Origin of the sequence: Yersinia kristensenii (genome assembly GCF_900460525.1) — a bacterium.
Lineage (GTDB): Bacteria > Pseudomonadota > Gammaproteobacteria > Enterobacterales > Enterobacteriaceae > Yersinia > Yersinia kristensenii.
Genome location: NZ_UHIY01000001.1, coordinates 1,359,823 through 1,382,168, shown reverse-complemented (window position 1 = coordinate 1,382,168; position 22,346 = coordinate 1,359,823). Strand labels below are relative to the sequence as shown.

Below are 22,346 nucleotides of genomic sequence, written 5' to 3'. Positions count from 1 at the left end.
TCATATTAATAGGCTATTTTACTTGCCATTTTGAACCTGAGCAGTGCTCGAAATCCTCACGTACTTGCGTGTACGCTCCGGTTTCTGTGCGCTGGCCAGGTCCAAACTGCCTGCGCTAATAACGCCTATCAGCTATTTTTCAACAAAATTTCATCTATTCGGCGCAGGCATCAGATAAATAAAAGTTATCAGCCAAAGATATAGCGGTTAACCAGATTTTCCAGTTGCTCTTGATGCCCACTGTGATGCTGTGGGTTCAGATTATGTTGACCGGCATAGCACGCCAAATCTTCCAGTGACAGTTTGCCTTGCAAAATTTGCTGGCCCAACTCGGTATTCCAACCGGCATAACGTTTCGCAACCTGCTGATCTAACTGACCATCTTCAATCATTTTCGCTGCAATTTTCAATGCTAATGCCATGGTGTCCATCGCCCCGATATGGCCATAGAACAGGTCATATTTATCGGTGCTTTGGCGGCGTACTTTGGCATCAAAATTCAATCCACCGGTAGTAAAACCCCCTGCTTTGAGGATTTCAAACATCACTAGCGCATTCTCTTCCACACTGTTCGGGAACTGGTCAGTATCCCAACCTAATTGTGGGTCACCACGGTTAGCATCCACCGAGCCGAAAATACCTAATGCAATTGCGCTGGCAATTTCATGATGGAAAGAGTGCCCGGCTAAAGTGGCATGGTTGGCTTCAATATTAACTTTAATCTCTTTTTCCAGCCCAAACTGCTTGAGGAAGCCATAAACAGTAGCAACATCATAATCATACTGATGCTTAGTCGGTTCCTGTGGTTTTGGCTCGATTAATAATGTGCCCTGGAAACCGGTTTTGTGTTTATGTTCGACCACCATCTGCATAAAGCGGCCAATTTGCTCACGTTCTTGGCGTAAATCGGTATTTAACAGCGTTTCATAACCTTCGCGTCCGCCCCACAAAACATAGTTCTCACCGCCAAGTTTTTGGGTGGCATTCATGGCGGTAAAGACTTGGGTCGCCGCCCAGCTAAAAACTTCTGGATCTGGATTGGTCGCCGCCCCTGCACCGTAGCGCGGGTGGGTGAAGCAGTTAGCTGTGCCCCATAATAATTTTACGCCGCTACTCTCTTGCTTCTCGGCCAATACATCCGTCATGACGGCAAAATTATTCAGATATTCTTTTAATGATGCCCCTTCGGGTGAAACATCGACATCGTGGAAGCAGTAATAAGGCACATTCAGTTTATGGAAGAATTCAAAAGCCACATCGGCTTTGCGTTTTGCCAGAGTCAGAGCATCGCCCGACTGCTGCCATGGGCGCTCAAACGCGTTGCTGCCAAACATATCCGCCCCGCCCCAGCAGAAGGTATGCCAGTAGCAGGCGGCGAATCGCAGGTGATCGGCCATTCGCTTACCAAGGATAATTTCATCCGGATTGTAGTGATGAAATGCCAGTGGGTTAGTGCTCTGGCTGCCTTCGTAACGCACTTGTTCTAATTCATTAAAATAAGATTGCATGCAATACTCCTTGGAAGCTGACCCGCATTATCGGGCTAATGAGCTTTTATCTTCGGAGTTGTTGGCTATTCTCACAATTACGTTATTTCACACTTAAATTCAGAGAATTATTAATTGTGGCGTAGATCTCATAAATACCCGATTAATTATAGAAACTTTCTGATATTCATTATACGGATAACATCTCTGACTGGAATTATGCATTTCACAGGAAAGAAAACATGATCGTTATCATAAAATTAACATTAAACCAAAAAACATAATTGGCGGACGAAAATCTGTAATTGCCGATGTGCAAATAAGCGACAACAATCCCTATTGCAGTTGATGTTTACCGTTTCTCTTACCCTGCTTGCACAATAAGAAAGGTACTGAAAGATGAAATTTAAGAACATTTTACTCTCCGCATGTGCCGCTCTGGTAATGTTTAGCCAGCCCGGATTCAGTAAAGAAATTAAAATTGGTATGGCGATAGACGATCTTCGTCTTGAACGCTGGCAGAAAGACCGCGATATTTTTGTTAACAAAGCTGAGTCTCTCGGCGCTAAAGTATTTGTTCAATCGGCAAATGGCAATGAAGAAACCCAAATGTCACAGATTGAAAATATGATTAACCGTGGTGTCGATGTGCTGGTTATTATTCCTTATAACGGGCAAGTATTAAGTAATGTGATCGCTGAAGCAAAACGGGAGGGAATAAAGGTATTAGCTTATGACCGTATGATAAATAATGCCGATATTGATTTTTATATCTCTTTTGATAATGAAAAAGTGGGTGAGCTACAAGCTAAAAGTCTGGTTGAGCGGGTTCCTCAGGGCAATTATTTCCTGATGGGTGGCTCGCCGGTCGATAATAATGCCAAACTGTTCCGCCTGGGGCAGATGACTGTACTTAATCCATTGATAAAAGACGGTAAAATAAAAATTGTTGGTGATCAGTGGGTTGATGCCTGGTTACCGGAAAATGCTTTAAAAATCATGGAGAATGCTCTAACAGCTAACAATAACAAAATTGATGCTGTCGTGGCGTCTAATGATGCCACCGCCGGTGGCGCTATTCAGGCGTTAGCGGCACAAGGGCTGGCGGGTAAGGTGGCTATTTCGGGGCAGGATGCTGATTTAGCAGCAATAAAACGTATTGTTGCGGGTACCCAAACCATGACCGTATATAAACCCATTACGAAATTAGCCAATGATGCCGCAGAAATTGCCGTGTCTTTGGGTAAAGGCGAAGAGCCGAAAGCAAATAGTCAATTAAATAACGGAATAAAAGATGTTCCCGCTTATTTATTAACACCGATTCAAGTAGATAAAAATAATATAGACAGTACCATCATTGCCGATGGTTTCCACAAAAAAGCAGATATTTATTAATTATTTTTTCGATGCTTAATATATCTTAAATTATTGAGGTTGTAGCTAACCATGCTGCAACTTCAAGAGCAAAAGATATATGGAGGGAATTATGCCCTACCTGCTAGAAATGAAAAATATTACTAAGCAATTCGGCGTCGTTAAGGCGGTAGATAATATCAGCCTGACACTGGAAGCCGGGCAAGTATTATCGTTGTGTGGTGAGAATGGCTCTGGAAAATCCACACTAATGAAAGTGTTATGTGGTATTTACCCCGCAGGTTCTTATCAGGGGGAAATAATTTTTGCAGGTGAAACGCTTCAGGCTAAAAATATTCGTGAAACGGAACAAAAAGGTATTGCGATAATTCATCAGGAATTAGCCTTGGTAAAGCAGATGTCAGTGCTGGAAAATATGTTCCTTGGCTCTGAATGGGGGCGTTTTGGCATTATGGATTACGACGCCATGTATTTGCGCTGTCAACGGATGCTGGCACAAGTAAAACTGGTGGTAGACCCTAATACGCCGGTGGGGGAATTGGGGCTTGGGCAGCAACAATTGGTCGAGATTGCGAAAGCGCTGAATAAACAAGTGCGGTTACTGGTATTGGATGAACCGACAGCTTCTTTGACAGAAAGTGAAACGGCTATTTTGCTGGATATTATCCGTGATCTACGGAATCACGGCATTGCTTGTATTTATATCTCACACAAATTAAACGAAGTAAAAGCGATATCCGATCATATCTGTGTGATCCGCGATGGCCGCCATATCGGCACTCGCCCTGCGGCGACCATGAGTGAAGATGACATCATTGCCATGATGGTGGGCCGCGAACTTAAAGAGCTCTATCCACACGAAGCCCACCACATTGGTGAGGAAATTCTGCGGGTGGAAAATATCTGCGCCTGGCACACCGTGAACCGCCATATTCGCCGAGTGGATGACGTCTCTTTCTCTTTGAAACGCGGGGAGATATTGGGCATTGCCGGGCTGGTAGGATCGGGCCGAACAGAAACAGTGCAATGCTTGTTTGGTGTTTACCCAGGCCGCTGGCAGGGAGAAATATTTATTGATGGAAAAGCGGTGACTATCAATCATTGCCAGCAAGCGATGAAACTCGGCATTGCCATGGTGCCGGAAGATCGCAAGAAAGACGGCATCATACCGGTTATGGGCGTGGGGGCTAATATCACACTGGCTGCGCTCGATGATTTCACCGGCTCTTTCAGCATGCTGGATGACGCCAAAGAACAATCAACTATTGTGCAATCACTGGCCCGGTTAAAGGTGAAAACCTCCTCTTCGGAGCTGGCGATTGCCCGCCTCAGTGGGGGCAATCAGCAAAAAGCTATTTTGGCCAAGTGCTTACTGCTGAACCCACGGATTTTAATCCTCGATGAACCGACGCGCGGTATAGACATCGGCGCAAAATATGAGATTTATAAACTTATCAACCAATTGGTCCAGCAGGGAATTGCGGTCATTGTGATTTCCTCTGAATTACCGGAGGTCTTGGGATTAAGCGATCGGGTGTTGGTCATGCATCAAGGGCGCATCAAAGCCGATCTCATTAACCATAATCTGACGCAAGAAAAGGTCATGGAAGCCGCACTCAGGAGTTAAACCCATGTCGCAAGCTAATCAAACTGAAGTGAACACCCCCGAAAATGGCGATAAAAAGCCGTTATTCCGACTCAAATCAGTCAATTTTCAAGTTTTTGTTATGCTGGCGGCTATCGCCATTATTATGCTGTTTTTCACTTTCACCACCGAAGGAGCCTATCTTAGCGCCAGGAATATCTCGAATTTGCTGCGCCAAACAGCGATCACCGGCATTTTGGCGGTGGGGATGGTTTTTGTCATTATTTCGGCAGAAATCGATTTATCGGTTGGCTCGATGATGGGGTTATTGGGCGGTGCGGCGGCCATTTTTGATGTGTGGCTCGGTTGGCCATTGCCACTCACTATCGTGGTCACGCTTGGGTTGGGGTTGGTACTCGGCGCATGGAATGGTTGGTGGGTGGCATACCGCAAAGTACCGTCATTTATTGTTACTTTGGCGGGGATGCTAGCTTTTCGTGGCATTTTAATCGGGATTACCAACGGCACTACCGTATCGCCGACCAGTAATGCTATGTCGCAGATTGGCCAAAGTTATCTGCCCAATGGTTTCGGATTTGGTATTGGTGCCATTGGTTTAATGTTGTTTGTGGTTTGGCAATGGCGTCGGCGCAGTCACCGTATTCGGCTGGGCTTACCGGTAGCCGCGCCGCAGGGGGATGTTACTCGTCAAACTATTACCGCCATTATCGTTCTTGGTGCCATATATTTACTGAATGATTATCGGGGGGTCCCTACGCCGGTATTGATTCTCACGGCGCTGATGCTAGCAGGTATTTTTATGGCCACTCGTACCGCTTTTGGCCGCCGGATCTATGCTATTGGCGGCAATATCGATGCGGCTCGTTTGTCTGGGATTAATGTAGAGCGCACCAAACTGGCGGTATTTGCCATTAATGGATTGATGGTGGCGATAGCGGGTTTGATTCTTAGTTCCCGTTTGGGAGCTGGTTCACCGTCTGCCGGTAATATTGCTGAACTGGATGCGATTGCCGCTTGTGTCATTGGTGGTACCAGTCTTGCCGGCGGGATTGGCAGTGTTGCTGGTGCGGTTATGGGGGCATTTATCATGGCTTCTCTCGACAATGGGATGAGCATGCTGGATGTGCCGACTTTCTGGCAGTACATTGTCAAAGGCGCCATTTTGCTGCTGGCGGTGTGGATGGATTCCGCCACAAAACGCCGCGTCTGATCCCATCTTTGCAGAGAGATCAATGCCATACTGCATTGATCTCTCTGTCTGTTATGCCCATCTGCCACCTATTTCAGGAGCCATTTCCATGTTTGAGAAACGCTACCGGATAACCTTGCTATTTAACGCTAATAAAGTGTACGACCGGCAAGTGGTGGAAGGTGTCGGCGAATATTTGCAGGCATCACAATGTGATTGGGATATTTTTATCGAAGAGGATTTTCGCTGCCGTATCGATAATATTCGGGACTGGTTGGGCGACGGTGTTATTGCTGATTTTGATGATCGGCAGATAGAGCAATTGCTCGAAAATGTTGATGTACCGATTATCGGCGTTGGAGGCTCTTATCATCAACAAGAAGATTATCCACCAGTGGATTATATTGCGACCGATAATACCGCCTTGGTTGAAGCCGCGTTTATGCATTTGAAAGAAAAGGGTTTAAACCGTTTTGCTTTTTACGGGTTACCGGCCAGCAGTGATAAACGCTGGGCGCAAGAGCGGGAATATGCTTTTCGGCAATTAGTGGCGGCAGAGCAATATCAAGGGGTGGTTTATCAGGGAATGGCCACCGCGCCAGCTAATTGGCAATATACCCAAAATCGGCTGGCGGACTGGGTACAAACGCTGCCACATCAGACGGGGATTATTGCAGTAACAGATGCACGGGCGCGGCATTTATTACAAGTATGTGAGCACCTGGATATTGCGGTGCCGGAGAAATTGAGTGTGATTGGCATTGATAATGAAGAGCTCACTCGCTATTTATCGCGGGTGGCGCTTTCGTCGGTGGTGCAGGGGACACGGCAGATGGGCTATCGGGCAGCTAAGTTACTGCATCAGCGCCTTAATCAGCGCCAGAAACAACAAGAAGCTCCGCCATTGCAGCGCATTTTGGTGCCACCGGTCAAAGTGATGGCGCGGCGCTCGACGGATTTCCGCTCATTGCGCGATCCGGCGGTGATTCAGGCGATGCATTATATCCGCCATCATGCTTGCAAAGGGATTAAGGTCGAGCAAGTTTTGGATGCTGTAGGGATGTCGCGATCAAATTTGGAAAAGCGCTTTAAAGATGATATTGGGCAGACAATTCATGGTGTTATCCATGAGGAGAAACTCGATAGGGCGCGTAATTTGTTGTCTGCAACTTCATTACCCATCAATGAAATCTCACAAATGTGTGGTTATCCGTCGTTGCAATATTTCTATTCAGTTTTCAAAAAAGGTTATTCAATCACCCCGAAAGAGCATCGTGATAAATATGGCGAAGTCAGCTATTAGCTGTTTTTGAGCCGCTAATAATGATTTTACCATCGCACTTTGCGAGAGGGATTTATTCACCATGTCTATTGAATGAATAGCGTCATATAATAAACACGCTATAATCACCGGCTTACTACCCATCTTCCAGATGGAAGATCATCGTCCCCGGTGGGGCGGCTGGACTTCAAATCCAGATGGGGCCGCCAGCGGTCCCGGGCAGGTTCGACTCCTGTGATCTGCCAAAGCCTATCTCCCGCTTTCTCTCTTCGTTAGTGTTGTTTGTTATATCTCTAACAAGTGCCCTGTTTGAATTAGGTCACCACACTATTGTGGTGAACTCACTATTTCAGCGTATGAGGCAATTAATTCTACTAATAATTGGTTTGTCACGGTCAATAACATCAGGTAGTCAATGCCATGTATAATCACAGGGTATTTATCCTGTGCGTGCAGTAGAGATTCGAATTTAATACAACTTTCCACCAATGTCAGAGCATCAATCAGTTGTACGCCGCCTTTAATTCGATGAACCAGACTCGCCATTTCTTTATAAATATCAGCAGAAATGGTGTTGTCTATATCAACAGTCAGGCGGGTATACAGCTGTGTCAGCGCCGCAGTATCTTGCACATTACTCTCCAGCAATGATTGCAATAACTTCAACTCCACCTCGCTATTGCCTCTTGAGAGTGATTTTAGTTTTTTCTGTGCCGTCATAAAGGAGGATTGTTTTTTACTGTCAGATGAAATTACCACTTCCTGAGATGCGTTATCTTGTGCGGTGACATCAATGACGGTGTCATGATGAATAATATCCATATTATTGCTAATAATTTCCTGGCGAAGCAGGGTGGTGCGCAGTGTATCAATAGCCACGGGTTTCACTATGTAATCATTCATACCGGCCTCAATGCAGAGGGTGGTACTTTCTTCTCGTGCATCTGCGGTACAACCGATGATAACCATATCTTTCATCGTCGCACTATTACGGATATGGGCGGCCAGTTCATAACCATTCATCAAAGGCATATTGTAATCGGTGATGACGGCATCAAAACTATACTGCTGTAATATCTGCCAAGCTTCAGCGCCATTTTTGGCACTCATGACTTGCTCGATACCGATAAAGACTAACTGTTGTTGAAGCAATTGACGGTTGGCGGGTAAATCATCTACTACCAGAATACGCAAGTTTTTCAACTGACTCAGTTGCGTTGCATCTACGTCGACAATGGTTGAATCCGGTGGCAAATCACTGGCTGTGGCAATTTCCAGCGGTAATGTAATAAACAGACTGGTGCCTTTGCCCAGCTGACTTTCTAATGTTATTTCCCCACCCATTTTGTGAATCAATTGATGGCAGATCCACAACCCTAAACCAGAACCGCCGAAACGCGGTGATTTACCCTCATTGGCTTGGCTGAATGGCTGGAATAATGTGGCCTGTGCCGCAGGAGAAATGCCAATACCGGTATCCGTAATATCGATATTCATTACGCCTTGTTTTTCGTCAGTGGCTTCCCACGTGATATCCACTGACACACCGCCCTGTTCGGTAAACTTCAGGGCATTACCTAATAGATTACCCATCACCTGGCGCATACGCAGCATATCCACTATCACCAAATCAGGGATTTGGTCATCCAGCCAACGAGAGAGTTTAAGATGGCGTTCATCAGCAATAGGTTGATAAATCAATAGCATCCGCCCTATTTCCTGACGGAAATCCACCTCGGCAGGGTGAACACTCAGTTGTCCGGCTTCTATTTTGGCGGAGTCGATAATGTCATCGAGCAATAGCATCAAAGATTGAGCAGAATTAGACACTGTCGCCAGCGTGTTTTTATCCACCGGCTGGTCACTGCGTAGTTCCAGCTCTAACAACCCCATAATGACGTACATTGGCGTGCGCAGTTCATGGCTAATGGTCGCCAGGAAAGTACTCTTGGTGCGGTTGGCACTTTCGGCTTCGACACGGGCTGCTTCGAGTTGCCGTTCAACGGTTTTGCGTTGACTGATATCCAGCCAGCCACCGAGTAGGCTGCGCTCCGCATTATCCAGCGGAATAATCCACAGGAAGATATCACGCAACTCACCGTTTATTTCAATAGATAAATCCACCATTTGGGGCAGTCTGTCTTGTAAGACATAACGACAATACTTATCTATCTCGCGATTAAGTGGGTTGGTCATTGGCCATTGGGCTTGCTCAGTATTTTGATTGAGCATGTCGTTCAGTTTATCTTGATGGGCATTGGCAAAGTGGCTGTTATAAACAGCTAACTCATCATTTGTGGTGCGAATAAAAACGGCAAAAGGTAGGGCATTAATAATGGTTTCTTGTTGCCGCAAACGAGCCTGTAACAACTTGGCCTGGCGGCGTTTATTGAACACCAGATAACAAAGATACAAGCCGAAAACCAGCAGTAGGCCAGAGATTATTTTCAGCGCCGGTATCAACCATTCATTTTCTAAATAATTCTCATCGAAAGAGGTCGGTTTGGGTTTGAATGTACTCCATTCACTGATCAGATTGTCTAATTCTTCCGGTGGGATAGATTCAATGACCTTATCAATGATAGTTTTTAATTCAGGTAGTGCCGGACTGATGGCAAATGTCATCATCAATGGCTCTTCTCCAGTGACGGCGACTATTTTAATATTAGGAGTAAAGTTCTGTGCTGACAGATAGTTAGCGGTCATCATTATCTTGATAATCGCGTCTACTTTCCCTTGTTGTAACCAACTTACCAACGTTATGGTGTCGGGTGCCTCTACAAAGGTGATTTTTTGGGCCAAAAGAGGGTTACTAATGGTTCCACTGGAGGTACTACCCGCAGGTATACCGACTCGCTTTCCTGCTAAATCTACTACGTTGTTGATATCGTTGCGATCTTCTCGCGTCAATATGCCCCACAAGGATTGGGCGACGGGGGAGGAGTAAAGGTTACTGCCGTATTGGCCATTGCGTACCGCGACAATCGGTAGCATATCTATTTTTCCGTCAACAAAATTACGCATACCTTCACCGGTATCTTGGGCGTAAATTGGCTCAAATTTAATCCCAGTTTGGCGTGAAATAATATCAATCAAATCGACAGAAAAACCGGCTATTTTACCCGTTTGGCGATCACGAAAAACCAATGGAGCCAGATCCTGTGGTGCAACATAGGTCACCACAGGATGATGTTGAATCCAGTTAACTTCTTGTTCCGTCAAAAGTAATTTTGCATCAATATTGTAATGATGTTTGCCACCAAACCAGCGCTGTTGGATCTCACCGGTTGCACGGCTGGGCAGTAACTCTTGAATCTGATTAATGTCATTAATCAGTTTTTGATTTTTTTCCAGTGCCAGAAAGGTGTAAGGGCTGAATGATAAGGGGCAAAGTTACGAATTTGCAGTGTCAGCAGTTGTAATTGGTCAATCAAATAGTTGGCTGATGTGGCATTGGTGACAAATACATCGGCATTACCATAGGCAACCGCCAGCAACCCTTGTAACTGGTTAGGATATACGGCAGTTTTATCAGCATGATAGTTAAATAAAAACTCCGGAGAGAGGGGTTCGTTATTCACGATGGCCACGGTTTCCGGATGGGTGCGTTTAGTGGGGTCCCAATTCTTACTGCGAACTTCCACATGCCGGTTAGTGAAAAATGCATGGGAAGCAATGAGCCCTGGCTGAGCGGGCATCGGGGTGCCGGCCATTAAATCAACCTGGCCATTTTCCAATGCATTCAATACCAAACCATAATCACAATAACCAATCATCTGAAAAGAGAGTTGGCTGGCATCACTGATGATTTTCAGATAATCCGCAACAATACCTTCAATGGAATTATCATCGCGATTAACAATAAAAGGGGTATTGGCATCAATAACTACGCCCACTTTTACTGTACGGTGGTTCGTTTGGCGGGTGTCAGTGGGCGGGGGGAGTAAGAAGTCTTCACTGTAACTGTTCGCAATACTGTGTATCGTCAGCGGCTTACCGATATCACATCCCTGACGACTCGCTATTGGGGCTGCATAAAGTTGCCCGCTAAGTAATACTAAACAGTACAATAAAATGCGTAAAGAAAACCAATGATGTAGTGATAATACCCTACGTGGTAAAGCAGATATTACTGAACTAAACCAAATTATGGGTCTGTGTATGGGTCGCCTAATGACAGAATTTAGCCTTAATTTAGTTAGGATATGCATTTTATAGGTACTGACAGTTTTGTTACTGATACATATCTCATCAGTAATCTGTTTATTTACCAGACCATTGGTTAGATAACCAAAATCATTAATTCCCCATGCTGACAAAAAGTGAGTCCGATTGATGAGCTCATGACGTAAAGGTTGCCCGGCTAATTGAGTTAAAGTTTCAGATGGGAAGAAAGAATAGCCACGTAATATGCGCTGTACAGCAAAAAGAATTTCACTAATATCTTTATTTTTACTAATCAAGCCGTTCGCGCCAGCCTGTAATGCTCGAACAGCAAAAGACTGATCATTCTTAGCTGACAAGAATAACGATTTACCGGTAAAACCTCGCTGCTGCAGTTTTTTCAGCAATGAGAAACCATCAAAATTTGGCAGTTCAATATCGATAATAACCAGAACAATAGTATTGTTTTTTAATATTTCGAAAGCTTCGCTACCATCAGACAACTCATAAATAGTTGAAAATTCATTGCGTTGTGACAGTAACGCTCGAATGGCGGCACGAATGGCTGGGTGGTCATCAACTATCATTGCTGATTTTGTCATGTTATCTCCGTAAATCGTTATTTCTTGGGATTCGCAGAGTTAATTCACTGCCCCTCTCTCAACTTCATATCATTACCCAAGACGAGATAAACAATAACTGTTACTACCGATATTTAAAGCACTCGTTATATTCAGTGCTCTTTCAAAGATTTTAATCTCTAATGATAGATTATCAAGAAAATGTTCTTATTTATGTCTATTGGCTTGCTCCAATTCATCCTATGGTTTTTGTTATGTATAAAGGAGTTAGGATTTTTATTATCATTATGCTTACTGATCTGCGCTCATTCACCATGATATGCGATGGAATGGGGTGCATAGGCTAATTTACGGTCTGCATTATTCAGAAAACCACGTCCCACAGTACACATTGTCTGTGCCTGTTATTTATCAGTAAAACTGCTCGTTTTTCTGCTGGAGCAACACTATGGCCTTAGCCTTAATGATATGTTTTATCAAGATGAACAGGTGATTACGCAACAGATAGAGCAAGGGACTCCAGTGATCTCCACCAAAAATTTATCTTCCGTAGTTCACTGGCAGGAGGACATAATCATCTTATAATCGGATTTAAGCTGAGTGTGTACTAGGTATGGTGAAGGGCAGCAGTCAGATAAATAACCACATTTATAGGAAAAATAAATGAGTAGTAATAAGTTCTTAGTATTTATATTTATGGTCATATTTTTAGTTTGGTTATCGGCATATCCACTATCACGATATATTTCTAGTTCTGCGTTTATGGAGCCAACCACCTCTATATACAATGCTATCAATGTACTCTTTACTGCTTTGGCTTTTACGGGCGTCATTATTACTTTTCATTTTCAATCATTGGAAACTGAGCGAGCCAGTAAAGAATTGGTAGAGCGTTCTATTTTTGAACTATTTTTGGCTTTTACCTCAGAGTCATTCCAAAAAGTGAAAGATGATGCTTTTTTAAGTCTGCTGGTAGCGGTAAAAGATAAGCAATACGCGGTTTATATTGCCAGCAGGCTTTTCCCTATAGAACGCAAAAATTTTCCGGAGTCTGCCCTCTTAGTTTATCAAACGTTACGGCCTGAGCTTAAAGATAAAAGTCCTCATGACATGATGGATATTGAGCGGAACACTCGCCTCCATCTCGATAATATCCTTAACTTTTTTTCTATGCTTTCAAATCGTCAGACCGCGGCATCGGTGATAAAACATGTGGACTTTGCATACGACTGGTGGCGCCCAACATTATGGATCATTGCACAGCTACAAAAAGAGATTAAAGACGGTTCAAAAGAAATCGCTCACTATTGTCGTAATCCGATGTTGCACCTAACCCTCGAAAAACTTGATAAAATTTATGGATATCCCCCGATAGAACCCGGTGAGAGTGTTTACCAGTATTTACAGGGGCATCCATGGTTACAAGAACAACACATTGATCCTGCTTTTTTTAAGGCGGCCTAGGTTACGAATTTTCATTTATTTAGAAAAATTCTGAGCTGATTTTAGATAACTGCTGATGACTACTATCTTTATTGGTTGCTCGTGCTCGTTAATTGACTCCTTGGGTAAATATAGCTGATAACATGATCCTTTGATTATGAGCGGTTTTATACCGCTCTAAATCAATAAATCACCATAAAATCTCAATAATACTGATAATAAAGACATGTGCTTAAAAACAGTATTGACATCTGATGTAGAACACGTAAATTGAGATTCAACACCGGTGCAATGAGTAGCGAAATTTTTATTTAACCGGTGTCCATGTAGCAAACTTGAAATAATGCGATAAAGGTCACGAAATATTTTTTTATGTGAGATTCGCTATGAGTTTTCTTATAATTGACTCATACGATGATGCTTTAAGGCCACGTAGTAAATCTGTACAATCGCATTTTGTGGACGACACGCGATGATGTAAGGCTTTGTTGTTAATAGTAATGTTCGCGATTTGTGTACATCAGTATGAGATCGAGGATATCGCGACGAAAGTAAAGCCACGTAACAAAGAGTATATATCGCGAGGGTGATGTACTGATTTAGCCAGTCTTATCAAAAGCATGGCTAGATGTAATAAACTGGGAATGTTACCATTCAGTTAATATATTGGAGGGCAGAGTTAGTTCTAAACGAAAATATTCCAGCAAAACATGTACATCTTTATTAGTAGTACCAAGATATGTAATACGTTATTAAGTTGATTAATGTTTAATTTTAAATGTGTAGTACCTTAAAAGCCCTGACTAACGAGTGTAGTCGGGGCTTTTATCATTTTGGGGCCACTGTTCTACCAATTAAAAACAGGAGGGGGGGATGGAGGTCAGGTTAGCATCGCCGAGTGAAGCCGAGCAATTATGGTGGGTTAGGAACCAGGCTATCAGACATGGGTGTCGAAATGTGTATGATGAAAGAACACTAACTGCATGGACACCGGATCAGATGCCCGAGGGATATCCCAAGGCTGTGGCGAGTAATCCATTTTTTGTCATTAATGATAAAATCAGCCAATTGGTTGTTTCTACAGGTTTTTTAGACCTTTCATCCGGTAGCGTCGAAGCAATTTTCACATTACCAAAATTTGAAGGGCGTGGTATGGCATCTCGGATTTTGGAGGCTATCAAGCAGGAAGCCAGAGGTCGGGGATTCACAAAGTTAACCCTTGCCTCGACACCGAATGCATCGGTATTTTATGAAAAAAACGGTTTTACTCTGCTCGGTGAAAGTTTCTACCCATCACGGTTGGCACAAACTAACCTTAGATGCATGGATATGTTCTGTTATTTATAATCTGCGAATGAGCTTTATTCTGATAAAAAAATGGTTATATATTAGTGAAGCCACCAGACAAGAATGAATCCTGTTGGTGGCATTAACATATTAAAATAATAATTTTTCTTTTGATTACAATGAACTTGCCGCCATTACTTTAGCCTGGCTGATGCTCTGCGCGTGCAGTTTTGTCCAGAATAACCCGTACAATCCAATGATAACAAAGCATCCTAATGGCATGACAAAGCCGATCGCCATTGAATAGGCATCAGCAATGCTGCCCATTAACATTGGCATGACGGCCCCACCCACAATCGACATCACAATATAAGAAGAGGCTTTTTTGGTTTGTTCGCCCAAGCCGAAAATACCCAGAGCAAAGATAGTTGGGAACATGATCGACATAAAATAGAAGCTCAGCACCAGCGAGGTCACCGCCAGCCAGCCCTCGGCAAACATAATAATAACCATCAGTACACAGTCGATTGCGGCAAAGATCCACAGCAATTTGTGAGCCGAAATCTTACTCAATAATAACCCGCCAGTGAATCGGCCAATCATAAATAGCCCGAAGCCACCGAAAGCTAATAATTGTGAGGCGCCACGTTCAGTAAACTTCCAACCTTCAGGGGACTGCCAGCTCCAACTATTTGGTAAAAATACAGCAACTGTTTGGCTAAATAACGGGGAATGGTCGACAACATAGTTGATAAAGAAGCTAAATACGCCAGTTTGCCCTGCTACATATAAGAACTGAGCAACAATGGCTAATACAAAGTGCGGCCGTCGCCATAAAGAGGAGCTGTTTTTGGCATATCCTTCCTGAGGCATATCTGACTCAGGGGTGATATCAGGAATTTTTGTAAAGAAAAAGACCAATGCCAGTATCGCGACAGCTAAACCAATACCCATATACGGAATAAATAAAGCATCGTTACTGGTGTTCACTTCGCCCGTTGCTGACAAGATAAAATGTCCGCCGATAAGTGGCCCAAATATCAAGCCAATACCGGTACAGGATTGCGATAAATTCAGACGTGCTGCACCTTGCTCTGGCGAACCCATCACTGTCGCAAAAGGGTTCGCAATGGTTTCAATGCAGGTTAGGCCGGTCGCCAGAATAAATAACCCAACCAAAAAGGCCCAATATTCTCCGATGCTAGCTGCAGAAATAAACCAGAAAGCCCCCAGAGCAATTAACGCCAGGCCAATAAAAATCCCGCCTTTATATCCATAGCGCTTAGCCAATATCCCCGCAGGGATCGCCATGACGAAATAACCCACATAGTTGGCAAATTGTACTAATGCTGACTCGGCTTTAGAAACTTGCAAGGTATTTTGAAAATGTTTATTAAGAATATCAATTAACCCGGTACTGAAACCTAATACTAAAAAGAGACAGGTAAGTAAGAAGAATGTAAACCCGTGGTTTTTGCCATCAGGCGTGATGAACATATTTTTTATGCTCATAATATTACCCCATAATTTTTGTTTTCAGGTAAAAGCAACCCTACCCATGGAGGGCATATCTTTTACCTGTGAGAGGGTGAATAATTACATCAGTTTATTAACTTCATCTGCTGTTGGCGGATTTGCACCTTTATTACAGCAATTTAGTGCCGCAGCGATACTGCCCGTTTTCAGTGCTCGCGATAGTATATTGTCATCCAGCTTTGCTAACGTTTTACCTTCAATACCCTCGACCAAAACTGATAGTAATCCTGCGGTAAATGTATCACCAGCACCGATGGTGTCAGCCACTTCAACTGAAGTAACTGGCTGATATTTATTTAACTCTTGGGTGTAAACCCATGCGCCATCGCTACCACTGGTAATGGCCACCATCAAGATACCTTTGGCAAACATCCGACTGACGAAATGCTCAACAGCTTCATCAGGCGCTAGCCACTGAAGATCGGACAAACTGAGGCGGAGTAATTGTATTTGGTCCGTAATGCGATTAAATCGGTCAAGATAAAATTGACGATCAGGAATTAAACTTGGGCGAATATTAGGGTCAAAAGAAATAAAACCATTCAATTGTGTTAAATAGTTTTCCCATGTTGTACCGCAGGGTTCTTGCATTAAGGAAATAGAGCCAAAATGATGTAATGTTGCATCAATAGGCACGGGTAGATCCTCGGATTGAATAATAACATCGGCGGCCTGACGAGAATAAAAAGCGTATTCTGGCTCTGTATTCGGATGGGTTAAGACAAAAGCCAATGTTGAAGGTGCCGGGCTACGGCTGATAGTGGCCGTCCCCACGTGGTTTAATTGTAAATGCTGCAATAACATATTACCGAACATATCGGTACTCAATTGAGTGCAGTAATCAACCGGTGTGCCCAAACGGCCAAGTGCGACCGCCACATTATAGGGTGAGCCACCAGGGTGAGGAATAAAAGCCTGACCGTCATGCGTAAAGTCAATCAAGCTCTCGCCATAACAAATAATCCGTTTCATTTTTCCTCCTGATATTTTGGCTGACTAATAGGGTAGGGGCCGAGGTCCACTACTTCTATATCAGGACCTGAGTCTTTACCGGACAACAGCATATAAGTTGCGGGGTGTTCCAGTGCAAAAGGGGCGAAATGCCAAGTATCACGGTAAAGAATCAATCCAAATGACCCATCCATATGCACTGCGACCAGTTTTTGCGGGTCAAGCTCGCCGGGGGCACCAAGCACCATCACGCTATTGCCCTTTAAGGGAATAAAAGCTTCTTCCATCAAGTGATGCCGCTCTATCTGATCCATTAATAATGGGCGTGGATAACAAATCAGGTAGCTGGCGACGGGATGCTCATTGAAATCATTGGCATCGCAAATATTGTGATAACAATCAATATCACCTCTTGCGAGTGTGGGCGGTGTTGTCGGTTGGCTGACCAAACGCGCGAAAGGGGCAAGATTCTCTGCGGTGGGTTCGATAAGTGGAATGGTGTGTAAGGTAACCGTCATTATTTATTCCTTAATAATTCTCAGGTATTGGTTTAAAAAAATCAAAAAAGTCAGTTTTAGTCGGGGCGAGCGGTTGATGCACGTACAATCAGTTGTGGATCAAAGCGTTCAGAAAGGGCAGTGCCGCTGATATTGCCCCGTAGACGCTCTATTAATAGCTCTGCTGCATATTTCCCCATGTCATACACAGGTTGGCGGATAGTCGTGAGTGGGCACGGGAAAAAGCTGGCCCAGTCCGGATCGTCAAAGGCGACCACTGAAACCTCATCGGGCATTCTGATATTGCGCTGGTAAATGGCATGTACGACTCCTGCGGCAATATCATTATTAGCCGCAATAATCGCCGTTGGGCGCTGTGTTACTGGCCTGGACATCAAGAGATGTGTTTGCTCGCAAGCATCAGAAAACAGTGAAGTTGTTGCTGGAATTTCAATCACATCTGTATGGGTTTCTGCGGGACACACTTGACGAAAACCGGCCAGACGTTCAGCAAAGGTGATGGTTTGTGTACTACCGCCGATGTAGGCGATGCGTACATGTTTTAATTCCAGCAGGTGGCGCGCAGCCATTTCTACTCCGAGCATATTATTCAGCAAGACACTGTCGCTGCCGACATGGCCGGAGATACGGTCAATTTCGACGACCGGAATATTGGTAAAACGTTGTAAGTTATCGCGTGTGTTATGTGTCGGAGTGATGATTAACCCTTGCAGCATATGGCTTCGTAGTTGCGTCATCAATTGTTCTTCGCGCAGTGAGTCTTCATCAGTGCTGCCGACAATCAGGGTATAACCGGCTTTATAAGCAACATCTTGCACCGCTTTGACAATCGTTGCGTGGAAGGTATTGAGAATATCAGACACCACCAAACCAATAACTTGCGACCCCCCTTGGCGAAGATTACGTGCAAAAATATTGGCCTCATAACCCAGCTCATCGATAGCTTTCATCACGCGTTCACGGGTTGCTGCGGCGACTTTCTCGGGCCGGGTCAGCGTGCGCGACACCGTTGAGGCAGAAAGACCGGTTTTCTTTGCGATATCAATTATATTGGCCATGCTTTACCCTAATGACAACGTTTGCATAAATGATTAAAAAAATAATTCCATATAAAACAAATTAATAGTCTTAACTGGCAAACTGTACATAAAAATAATGACAACGTTTGCACTCAGTAGCGCTGAAATAGTAATTCAGGCGTTCGAATAATAATCAGGAATTGATCACATTTATGCAATGAATATGAATATTAGGTTGGGAAAGAGTGATGGAAATATGACTGAGCAATGGCGGCATATCGCGCATCCTGCGTGTCATAATGTAAAATTAGTGTGAAATATATGTGACTTCGTGCGCAAAAACAGACCAATTTTATGCTGGTTTCATCGCTAAAATCACGTCGAAAATCCTCCCGCTTTGTCTTGGTAACCACTGATTATTATCATAACTTATTAATTTTAAACATTATTACTGAGTATTTTTTTTAAGTAATTGGTGGGTTAATGCAGTTTTTCTGGTGCTTGATTGTACTTGTCTATACGAGTATATGTTAATAAATACTAAAACTAAGTAATGTCGTTGATACCTGAAAAACTGGTTGAAGGAAATTGCCGTGACTGCCCAAAATAGATTCCGTGATACTGAGATTCGAGCTTCGCGTGGCACAAAACTGACTGCTAAAAGTTGGATGACTGAAGCCCCGCTGCGTATGTTGATGAATAACCTCGACCCTGAAGTGGCTGAAAATCCAAAAGAATTAGTGGTTTACGGTGGTATTGGCCGTGCGGCTCGTAACTGGGAATGTTATGACAAAATTGTGGAGAGCCTCACTCAGTTGAATGACGACGAAACCCTACTGATTCAGTCTGGCAAGCCTGTGGGTGTCTTTAAAACCCACAGTAATGCACCTAGGGTATTGATTGCTAATTCTAATTTAGTCCCGCACTGGGCTGATTGGGAACATTTTAACGAGTTGGACGCCAAAGGGTTGGCCATGTACGGCCAAATGACTGCGGGCAGTTGGATTTATATTGGTAGCCAGGGCATTGTGCAGGGAACTTATGAAACTTTCGTCGAGGCGGGTCGGCAGCACTTTGGCGGTAGCTTGAAAGGGCGCTGGGTATTAACCGCTGGCTTGGGTGGCATGGGCGGTGCACAACCGCTGGCGGCGACCTTGGCCGGAGCTTGCTCTTTGAATATTGAGTGCCAGCAAAGCCGTATCGATTTCCGCCTCAAAACCCGTTATGTCGATGAACAAGCGGCTGACGTGGATGATGCGCTGGCGCGGATCAAAAAATACACTTCTGCCGGATCTGCTGTCTCTATTGCCTTATGCGGTAATGCCGCCGAAATTTTACCTGAACTGGTACGCCGTGGGGTTCGCCCTGACATGGTGACCGACCAAACCAGTGCTCATGACCCATTGAATGGCTATTTGCCGGTGGGCTGGAGTTGGGAAGAGTATCGTCGGCGAGCTCAAAGCGAGCCGGCATTGGTGGTGAATGCTGCCAAAACCTCAATGGCCGAACATGTCAAAGCGATGTTGACTTTTCACAATATGGGCATCCCAACCTTTGATTACGGCAATAATATTCGCCAGATGGCACAAGATATGGGTGTCACCCATGCGTTTGATTTCCCTGGGTTTGTTCCGGCCTATATTCGCCCATTATTCTGCCGTGGCATTGGCCCATTCCGCTGGGTGGCACTGTCCGGTGACGCCGAAGATATTTATAAAACGGACGCGAAAGTTAAAGAACTTATCCCGGATGATGAGCATTTACACCACTGGCTAGATATGGCCCGTGAGCGTATCAGCTTCCAAGGGTTACCCGCCCGTATTTGTTGGGTTGGCTTGGGCCAGCGCGCAAAATTAGGCTTGGCTTTTAATGAGATGGTACGGAGTGGTGAATTGTCAGCGCCAATTGTGATTGGTCGCGACCATTTGGATTCTGGCTCAGTTGCCAGCCCTAACCGTGAAACCGAAGCTATGCAGGATGGTTCTGATGCTGTCTCAGACTGGCCGCTACTCAATGCATTGCTGAATACCGCCAGTGGTGCGACTTGGGTATCACTGCACCATGGTGGCGGTGTGGGAATGGGCTTCTCGCAACATTCAGGCATGGTGGTGGTATGTGATGGCAGCGACGACGCGGCCGAACGTATTGCCCGAGTATTACATAATGACCCGGCAACTGGTGTGATGCGTCATGCTGATGCGGGTTATGACATCGCGATTAATTGTGCACAAGAGCAGGGGCTTAACCTGCCAATGATTGCTGCAACTCAAGGGAAAAAAGCATGAAAACAACAATGATACTGCGCCCTGGCCAGATGACTCTGGCTGATTTGCGACATATTTATCAGCATCCTGTACAGATAACGTTGGATGAAAGTGCTTACGCGCCCATTCAGCAAAGTGTGGATTGCGTGCAAGCCATATTGGCAGAGAAGCGCACAGCTTATGGTATCAATACCGGTTTTGGCCTGCTGGCATCCACGCGTATTGCTACGGAAGATTTGGAAAATCTACAGCGTTCAATTGTGCTTTCCCATGCAGCAGGTGTCGGGGAGCCTAATGACAATGCCATTGTACGCCTGATTATGGTGTTGAAAATCAACAGCTTGGCTCGTGGTTTCTCCGGTATCAGACTTAAAGTGATTCAGGCATTGATAACATTAGTTAATGCGCAAGTTTATCCACATATTCCACTAAAAGGCTCAGTGGGTGCTTCTGGTGATTTGGCTCCGCTGGCACACATGAGTCTACTGTTGCTTGGTGAAGGTAAAGCTCGTTATCAAGGAGAATGGCTGGATGCACCTGCGGCATTGGCTAAAGCCGGTTTACAGCCGCTAACACTGGCGGCAAAAGAAGGTCTGGCGCTCCTCAACGGTACTCAGGTGTCCACCGCTTATGCTTTGCGCGGTTTATTTGAAGCTGAAGATCTTTATGCTGCGGCCTCTGTTTTTGGCAGCTTGACGGTGGAAGCTGCGTTAGGTTCTCGTAGCCCATTTGATGCCCGTATCCATGCAGTTAGAGGACAGCGCGGGCAAATAGATGCTGCCAGCACTTATCGTCATTTACTTGGTGAGCGCAGCGAAGTCTCTGAATCTCATCGTAATTGTGACAAAGTTCAAGATCCATATTCTCTGCGTTGCCAGCCACAGGTCATGGGGGCTTGTCTGACCCAAATGCGGCAGGCAGCCGAAGTTCTGGCGATTGAGTCGAATGCGGTGTCAGATAACCCACTAGTGTTTGCTGATCAGGGCGATGTGTTGTCTGGCGGGAATTTCCATGCTGAACCGGTTGCTATGGCGGCAGATAATCTGGCGCTGGCGCTGGCAGAGATAGGTTCGTTAGCAGAACGCCGTATTTCGCTATTAATGGATAAACATATGTCGCAGCTACCGCCATTCTTGGTGGAAAATGGCGGCGTAAACTCTGGTTTTATGATTGCGCAGGTTACGGCGGCAGCACTCACCAGCGAAAATAAAGGGCTGGCTTTCCCCTCCAGTGTCGATAGCATCCCAACCTCGGCGAATCAGGAAGACCATGTTTCTATGGCTCCTCGAGCAGGCAAGCGTTTATGGGAAATGGCTGAAAACGTGCGCGGCATTCTGGCTGTTGAGTGGTTGGCAGCATGTCAGGGGCTGGATTTGCGCAAAGGCCTGAAAACATCAGAAACTTTAGAGCCCGCACGCATGTTATTGCGTAAACATGTGGCCTACTACGAGAAAGATCGATTTTTTGCCCCCGATATTGAAGCTGCAAGCCAGCTCATTGCTCAGCTTCATATGAATGAACTGATGCCTCCGCATCTACTACCTAGCCTTTAATAAATAATAATCAGCATTCAATGTATTGATCTATAGGTGATTCCGCTTACCGGAATCACCCTCTCTGAAACCCTGCCCGAAAGGGCAAAAAT

16 protein-coding genes, 1 tRNA gene and 1 pseudogene are annotated in these 22,346 nt (G+C 44.8%); 10 read left to right on the top strand and 8 right to left on the bottom strand.

Going from position 1 to position 22,346, the window contains the following annotated elements; genetic code table 11:
- Nucleotides 1–188: 188 nt before the first annotated feature.
- The gene (gene xylA / locus DX162_RS06405) at nucleotides 189–1,508 is read right to left on the bottom strand and encodes a xylose isomerase (RefSeq protein WP_004391153.1); all 1,320 of its coding nucleotides are present in this window, start codon (nucleotides 1,506–1,508) and stop codon (nucleotides 189–191) included.
- 378 nt (nucleotides 1,509–1,886) lie between these two features.
- Here xylA and xylF point away from each other — a divergent pair, with 378 nt between their 5' ends.
- From xylF to DX162_RS22285, 5 genes are all read left to right on the top strand, one after another.
- Entirely contained in the window at nucleotides 1,887–2,882 is a 996-nt protein-coding gene (gene xylF, locus DX162_RS06400; RefSeq protein WP_004391154.1) for a D-xylose ABC transporter substrate-binding protein, read from the top strand.
- Between the two features lie 91 nt (nucleotides 2,883–2,973).
- Nucleotides 2,974–4,488, top strand: coding sequence for a xylose ABC transporter ATP-binding protein (locus tag DX162_RS06395; RefSeq protein WP_032820087.1), 1,515 nt, complete (start codon nucleotides 2,974–2,976; stop codon nucleotides 4,486–4,488).
- 4 nt (nucleotides 4,489–4,492) lie between these two features.
- Nucleotides 4,493–5,677: a xylose ABC transporter permease XylH gene (gene xylH / locus DX162_RS06390; protein ID WP_004391156.1), complete on the top strand. Its 1,185-nt coding sequence runs from the start codon at nucleotides 4,493–4,495 to the stop codon at nucleotides 5,675–5,677.
- Nucleotides 5,678–5,765: 88 nt separating this feature from the next.
- Nucleotides 5,766–6,959, top strand: coding sequence for a D-xylose utilization transcriptional activator XylR (xylR, locus tag DX162_RS06385; RefSeq protein ID WP_004391157.1), 1,194 nt, complete (start codon nucleotides 5,766–5,768; stop codon nucleotides 6,957–6,959).
- 132 nt (nucleotides 6,960–7,091) lie between these two features.
- Nucleotides 7,092–7,183 (top strand) — tRNA-Sec (locus DX162_RS22285).
- Between the two features lie 82 nt (nucleotides 7,184–7,265).
- Here DX162_RS22285 and DX162_RS06380 read toward each other — a convergent pair.
- The 3 genes and pseudogenes from DX162_RS06380 to DX162_RS06375 all read right to left on the bottom strand — a co-directional run bounded on the left by DX162_RS06380 (nucleotide 7,266) and on the right by DX162_RS06375 (nucleotide 11,704).
- Entirely contained in the window at nucleotides 7,266–10,160 is a 2,895-nt protein-coding gene (locus DX162_RS06380; protein ID WP_408642839.1) for an ATP-binding protein, read from the bottom strand.
- A gap of 110 nt (nucleotides 10,161–10,270) precedes the next feature.
- Nucleotides 10,271–11,008: a type 2 periplasmic-binding domain-containing protein gene (locus tag DX162_RS22920; RefSeq protein WP_408642840.1), complete on the bottom strand. Its 738-nt coding sequence runs from the start codon at nucleotides 11,006–11,008 to the stop codon at nucleotides 10,271–10,273.
- A 67-nt stretch (nucleotides 11,009–11,075) separates the two neighbouring features.
- Nucleotides 11,076–11,704 (bottom strand): annotated as a pseudogene (locus tag DX162_RS06375) (response regulator).
- 447 nt (nucleotides 11,705–12,151) lie between these two features.
- Here DX162_RS06375 and DX162_RS22915 point away from each other — a divergent pair.
- From DX162_RS22915 to DX162_RS06360, 3 genes are all read left to right on the top strand, one after another.
- On the top strand, nucleotides 12,152–12,268 hold the full coding sequence (locus DX162_RS22915; RefSeq protein WP_408642841.1) for a hypothetical protein: 117 nt from the start codon (nucleotides 12,152–12,154) through the stop codon (nucleotides 12,266–12,268).
- 78 nt (nucleotides 12,269–12,346) lie between these two features.
- The gene (locus tag DX162_RS06365) at nucleotides 12,347–13,147 is read left to right on the top strand and encodes a hypothetical protein (RefSeq protein WP_032819069.1); all 801 of its coding nucleotides are present in this window, start codon (nucleotides 12,347–12,349) and stop codon (nucleotides 13,145–13,147) included.
- 852 nt (nucleotides 13,148–13,999) lie between these two features.
- Entirely contained in the window at nucleotides 14,000–14,473 is a 474-nt protein-coding gene (locus DX162_RS06360; protein ID WP_098081038.1) for a GNAT family N-acetyltransferase, read from the top strand.
- Between the two features lie 114 nt (nucleotides 14,474–14,587).
- On the opposite strand, the gene fucP is transcribed toward DX162_RS06360, so the two are convergent.
- The 4 genes from fucP to DX162_RS06340 form a co-directional block, all read right to left on the bottom strand.
- Entirely contained in the window at nucleotides 14,588–15,925 is a 1,338-nt protein-coding gene (fucP, locus tag DX162_RS06355; RefSeq protein ID WP_004388887.1) for an L-fucose:H+ symporter permease, read from the bottom strand.
- A gap of 84 nt (nucleotides 15,926–16,009) precedes the next feature.
- Complete coding sequence (locus DX162_RS06350) at nucleotides 16,010–16,921, bottom strand: carbohydrate kinase family protein (RefSeq protein ID WP_032819072.1); 912 nt, start codon at nucleotides 16,919–16,921, stop codon at nucleotides 16,010–16,012.
- A complete protein-coding gene (locus tag DX162_RS06345) occupies nucleotides 16,918–17,418 on the bottom strand; it encodes an ureidoglycolate lyase (RefSeq protein WP_004388889.1) in 501 nt (166 codons plus the stop codon). The genes DX162_RS06350 and DX162_RS06345 overlap by 4 nt, the downstream gene beginning before the upstream one ends.
- A gap of 56 nt (nucleotides 17,419–17,474) precedes the next feature.
- On the bottom strand, nucleotides 17,475–18,476 hold the full coding sequence (locus tag DX162_RS06340; protein ID WP_004388890.1) for a LacI family DNA-binding transcriptional regulator: 1,002 nt from the start codon (nucleotides 18,474–18,476) through the stop codon (nucleotides 17,475–17,477).
- 554 nt (nucleotides 18,477–19,030) lie between these two features.
- Between DX162_RS06340 and hutU the strand changes: the two genes are divergently transcribed.
- Together hutU and hutH are read left to right on the top strand one after the other, a co-directional pair.
- The gene (hutU, locus tag DX162_RS06335) at nucleotides 19,031–20,722 is read left to right on the top strand and encodes a urocanate hydratase (protein WP_032819074.1); all 1,692 of its coding nucleotides are present in this window, start codon (nucleotides 19,031–19,033) and stop codon (nucleotides 20,720–20,722) included.
- Complete coding sequence (gene hutH / locus DX162_RS06330) at nucleotides 20,719–22,254, top strand: histidine ammonia-lyase (protein WP_032819075.1); 1,536 nt, start codon at nucleotides 20,719–20,721, stop codon at nucleotides 22,252–22,254. The genes hutU and hutH overlap by 4 nt, the downstream gene beginning before the upstream one ends.
- Nucleotides 22,255–22,346: the final 92 nt, after the last annotated feature.

Excerpts from the sequence above, each read along its gene's own strand:
- DX162_RS06360 (WP_098081038.1), top strand. The coding sequence starts at position 14,000 with ATGGAGGTCAGGTTAGCATCGCCGAGTGAAGCCGAGCAATTATGGTGG.
- hutH (WP_032819075.1), top strand. The coding sequence starts at position 20,719 with ATGAAAACAACAATGATACTGCGCCCTGGCCAGATGACTCTGGCTGAT.
- xylR (WP_004391157.1), top strand. The coding sequence starts at position 5,766 with ATGTTTGAGAAACGCTACCGGATAACCTTGCTATTTAACGCTAATAAA.
- DX162_RS06395 (WP_032820087.1), top strand. The coding sequence starts at position 2,974 with ATGCCCTACCTGCTAGAAATGAAAAATATTACTAAGCAATTCGGCGTC.
- xylF (WP_004391154.1), top strand. The coding sequence starts at position 1,887 with ATGAAATTTAAGAACATTTTACTCTCCGCATGTGCCGCTCTGGTAATG.
- xylA (WP_004391153.1), bottom strand. The coding sequence starts at position 1,508 with ATGCAATCTTATTTTAATGAATTAGAACAAGTGCGTTACGAAGGCAGC.
- fucP (WP_004388887.1), bottom strand. The coding sequence starts at position 15,925 with ATGAGCATAAAAAATATGTTCATCACGCCTGATGGCAAAAACCACGGG.
- DX162_RS06345 (WP_004388889.1), bottom strand. The coding sequence starts at position 17,418 with ATGACGGTTACCTTACACACCATTCCACTTATCGAACCCACCGCAGAG.
- DX162_RS06365 (WP_032819069.1), top strand. The coding sequence starts at position 12,347 with ATGAGTAGTAATAAGTTCTTAGTATTTATATTTATGGTCATATTTTTA.
- xylH (WP_004391156.1), top strand. The coding sequence starts at position 4,493 with ATGTCGCAAGCTAATCAAACTGAAGTGAACACCCCCGAAAATGGCGAT.
- DX162_RS06350 (WP_032819072.1), bottom strand. The coding sequence starts at position 16,921 with ATGAAACGGATTATTTGTTATGGCGAGAGCTTGATTGACTTTACGCAT.
- DX162_RS06340 (WP_004388890.1), bottom strand. The coding sequence starts at position 18,476 with ATGGCCAATATAATTGATATCGCAAAGAAAACCGGTCTTTCTGCCTCA.
- DX162_RS22915 (WP_408642841.1), top strand. The coding sequence starts at position 12,152 with ATGTTTTATCAAGATGAACAGGTGATTACGCAACAGATAGAGCAAGGG.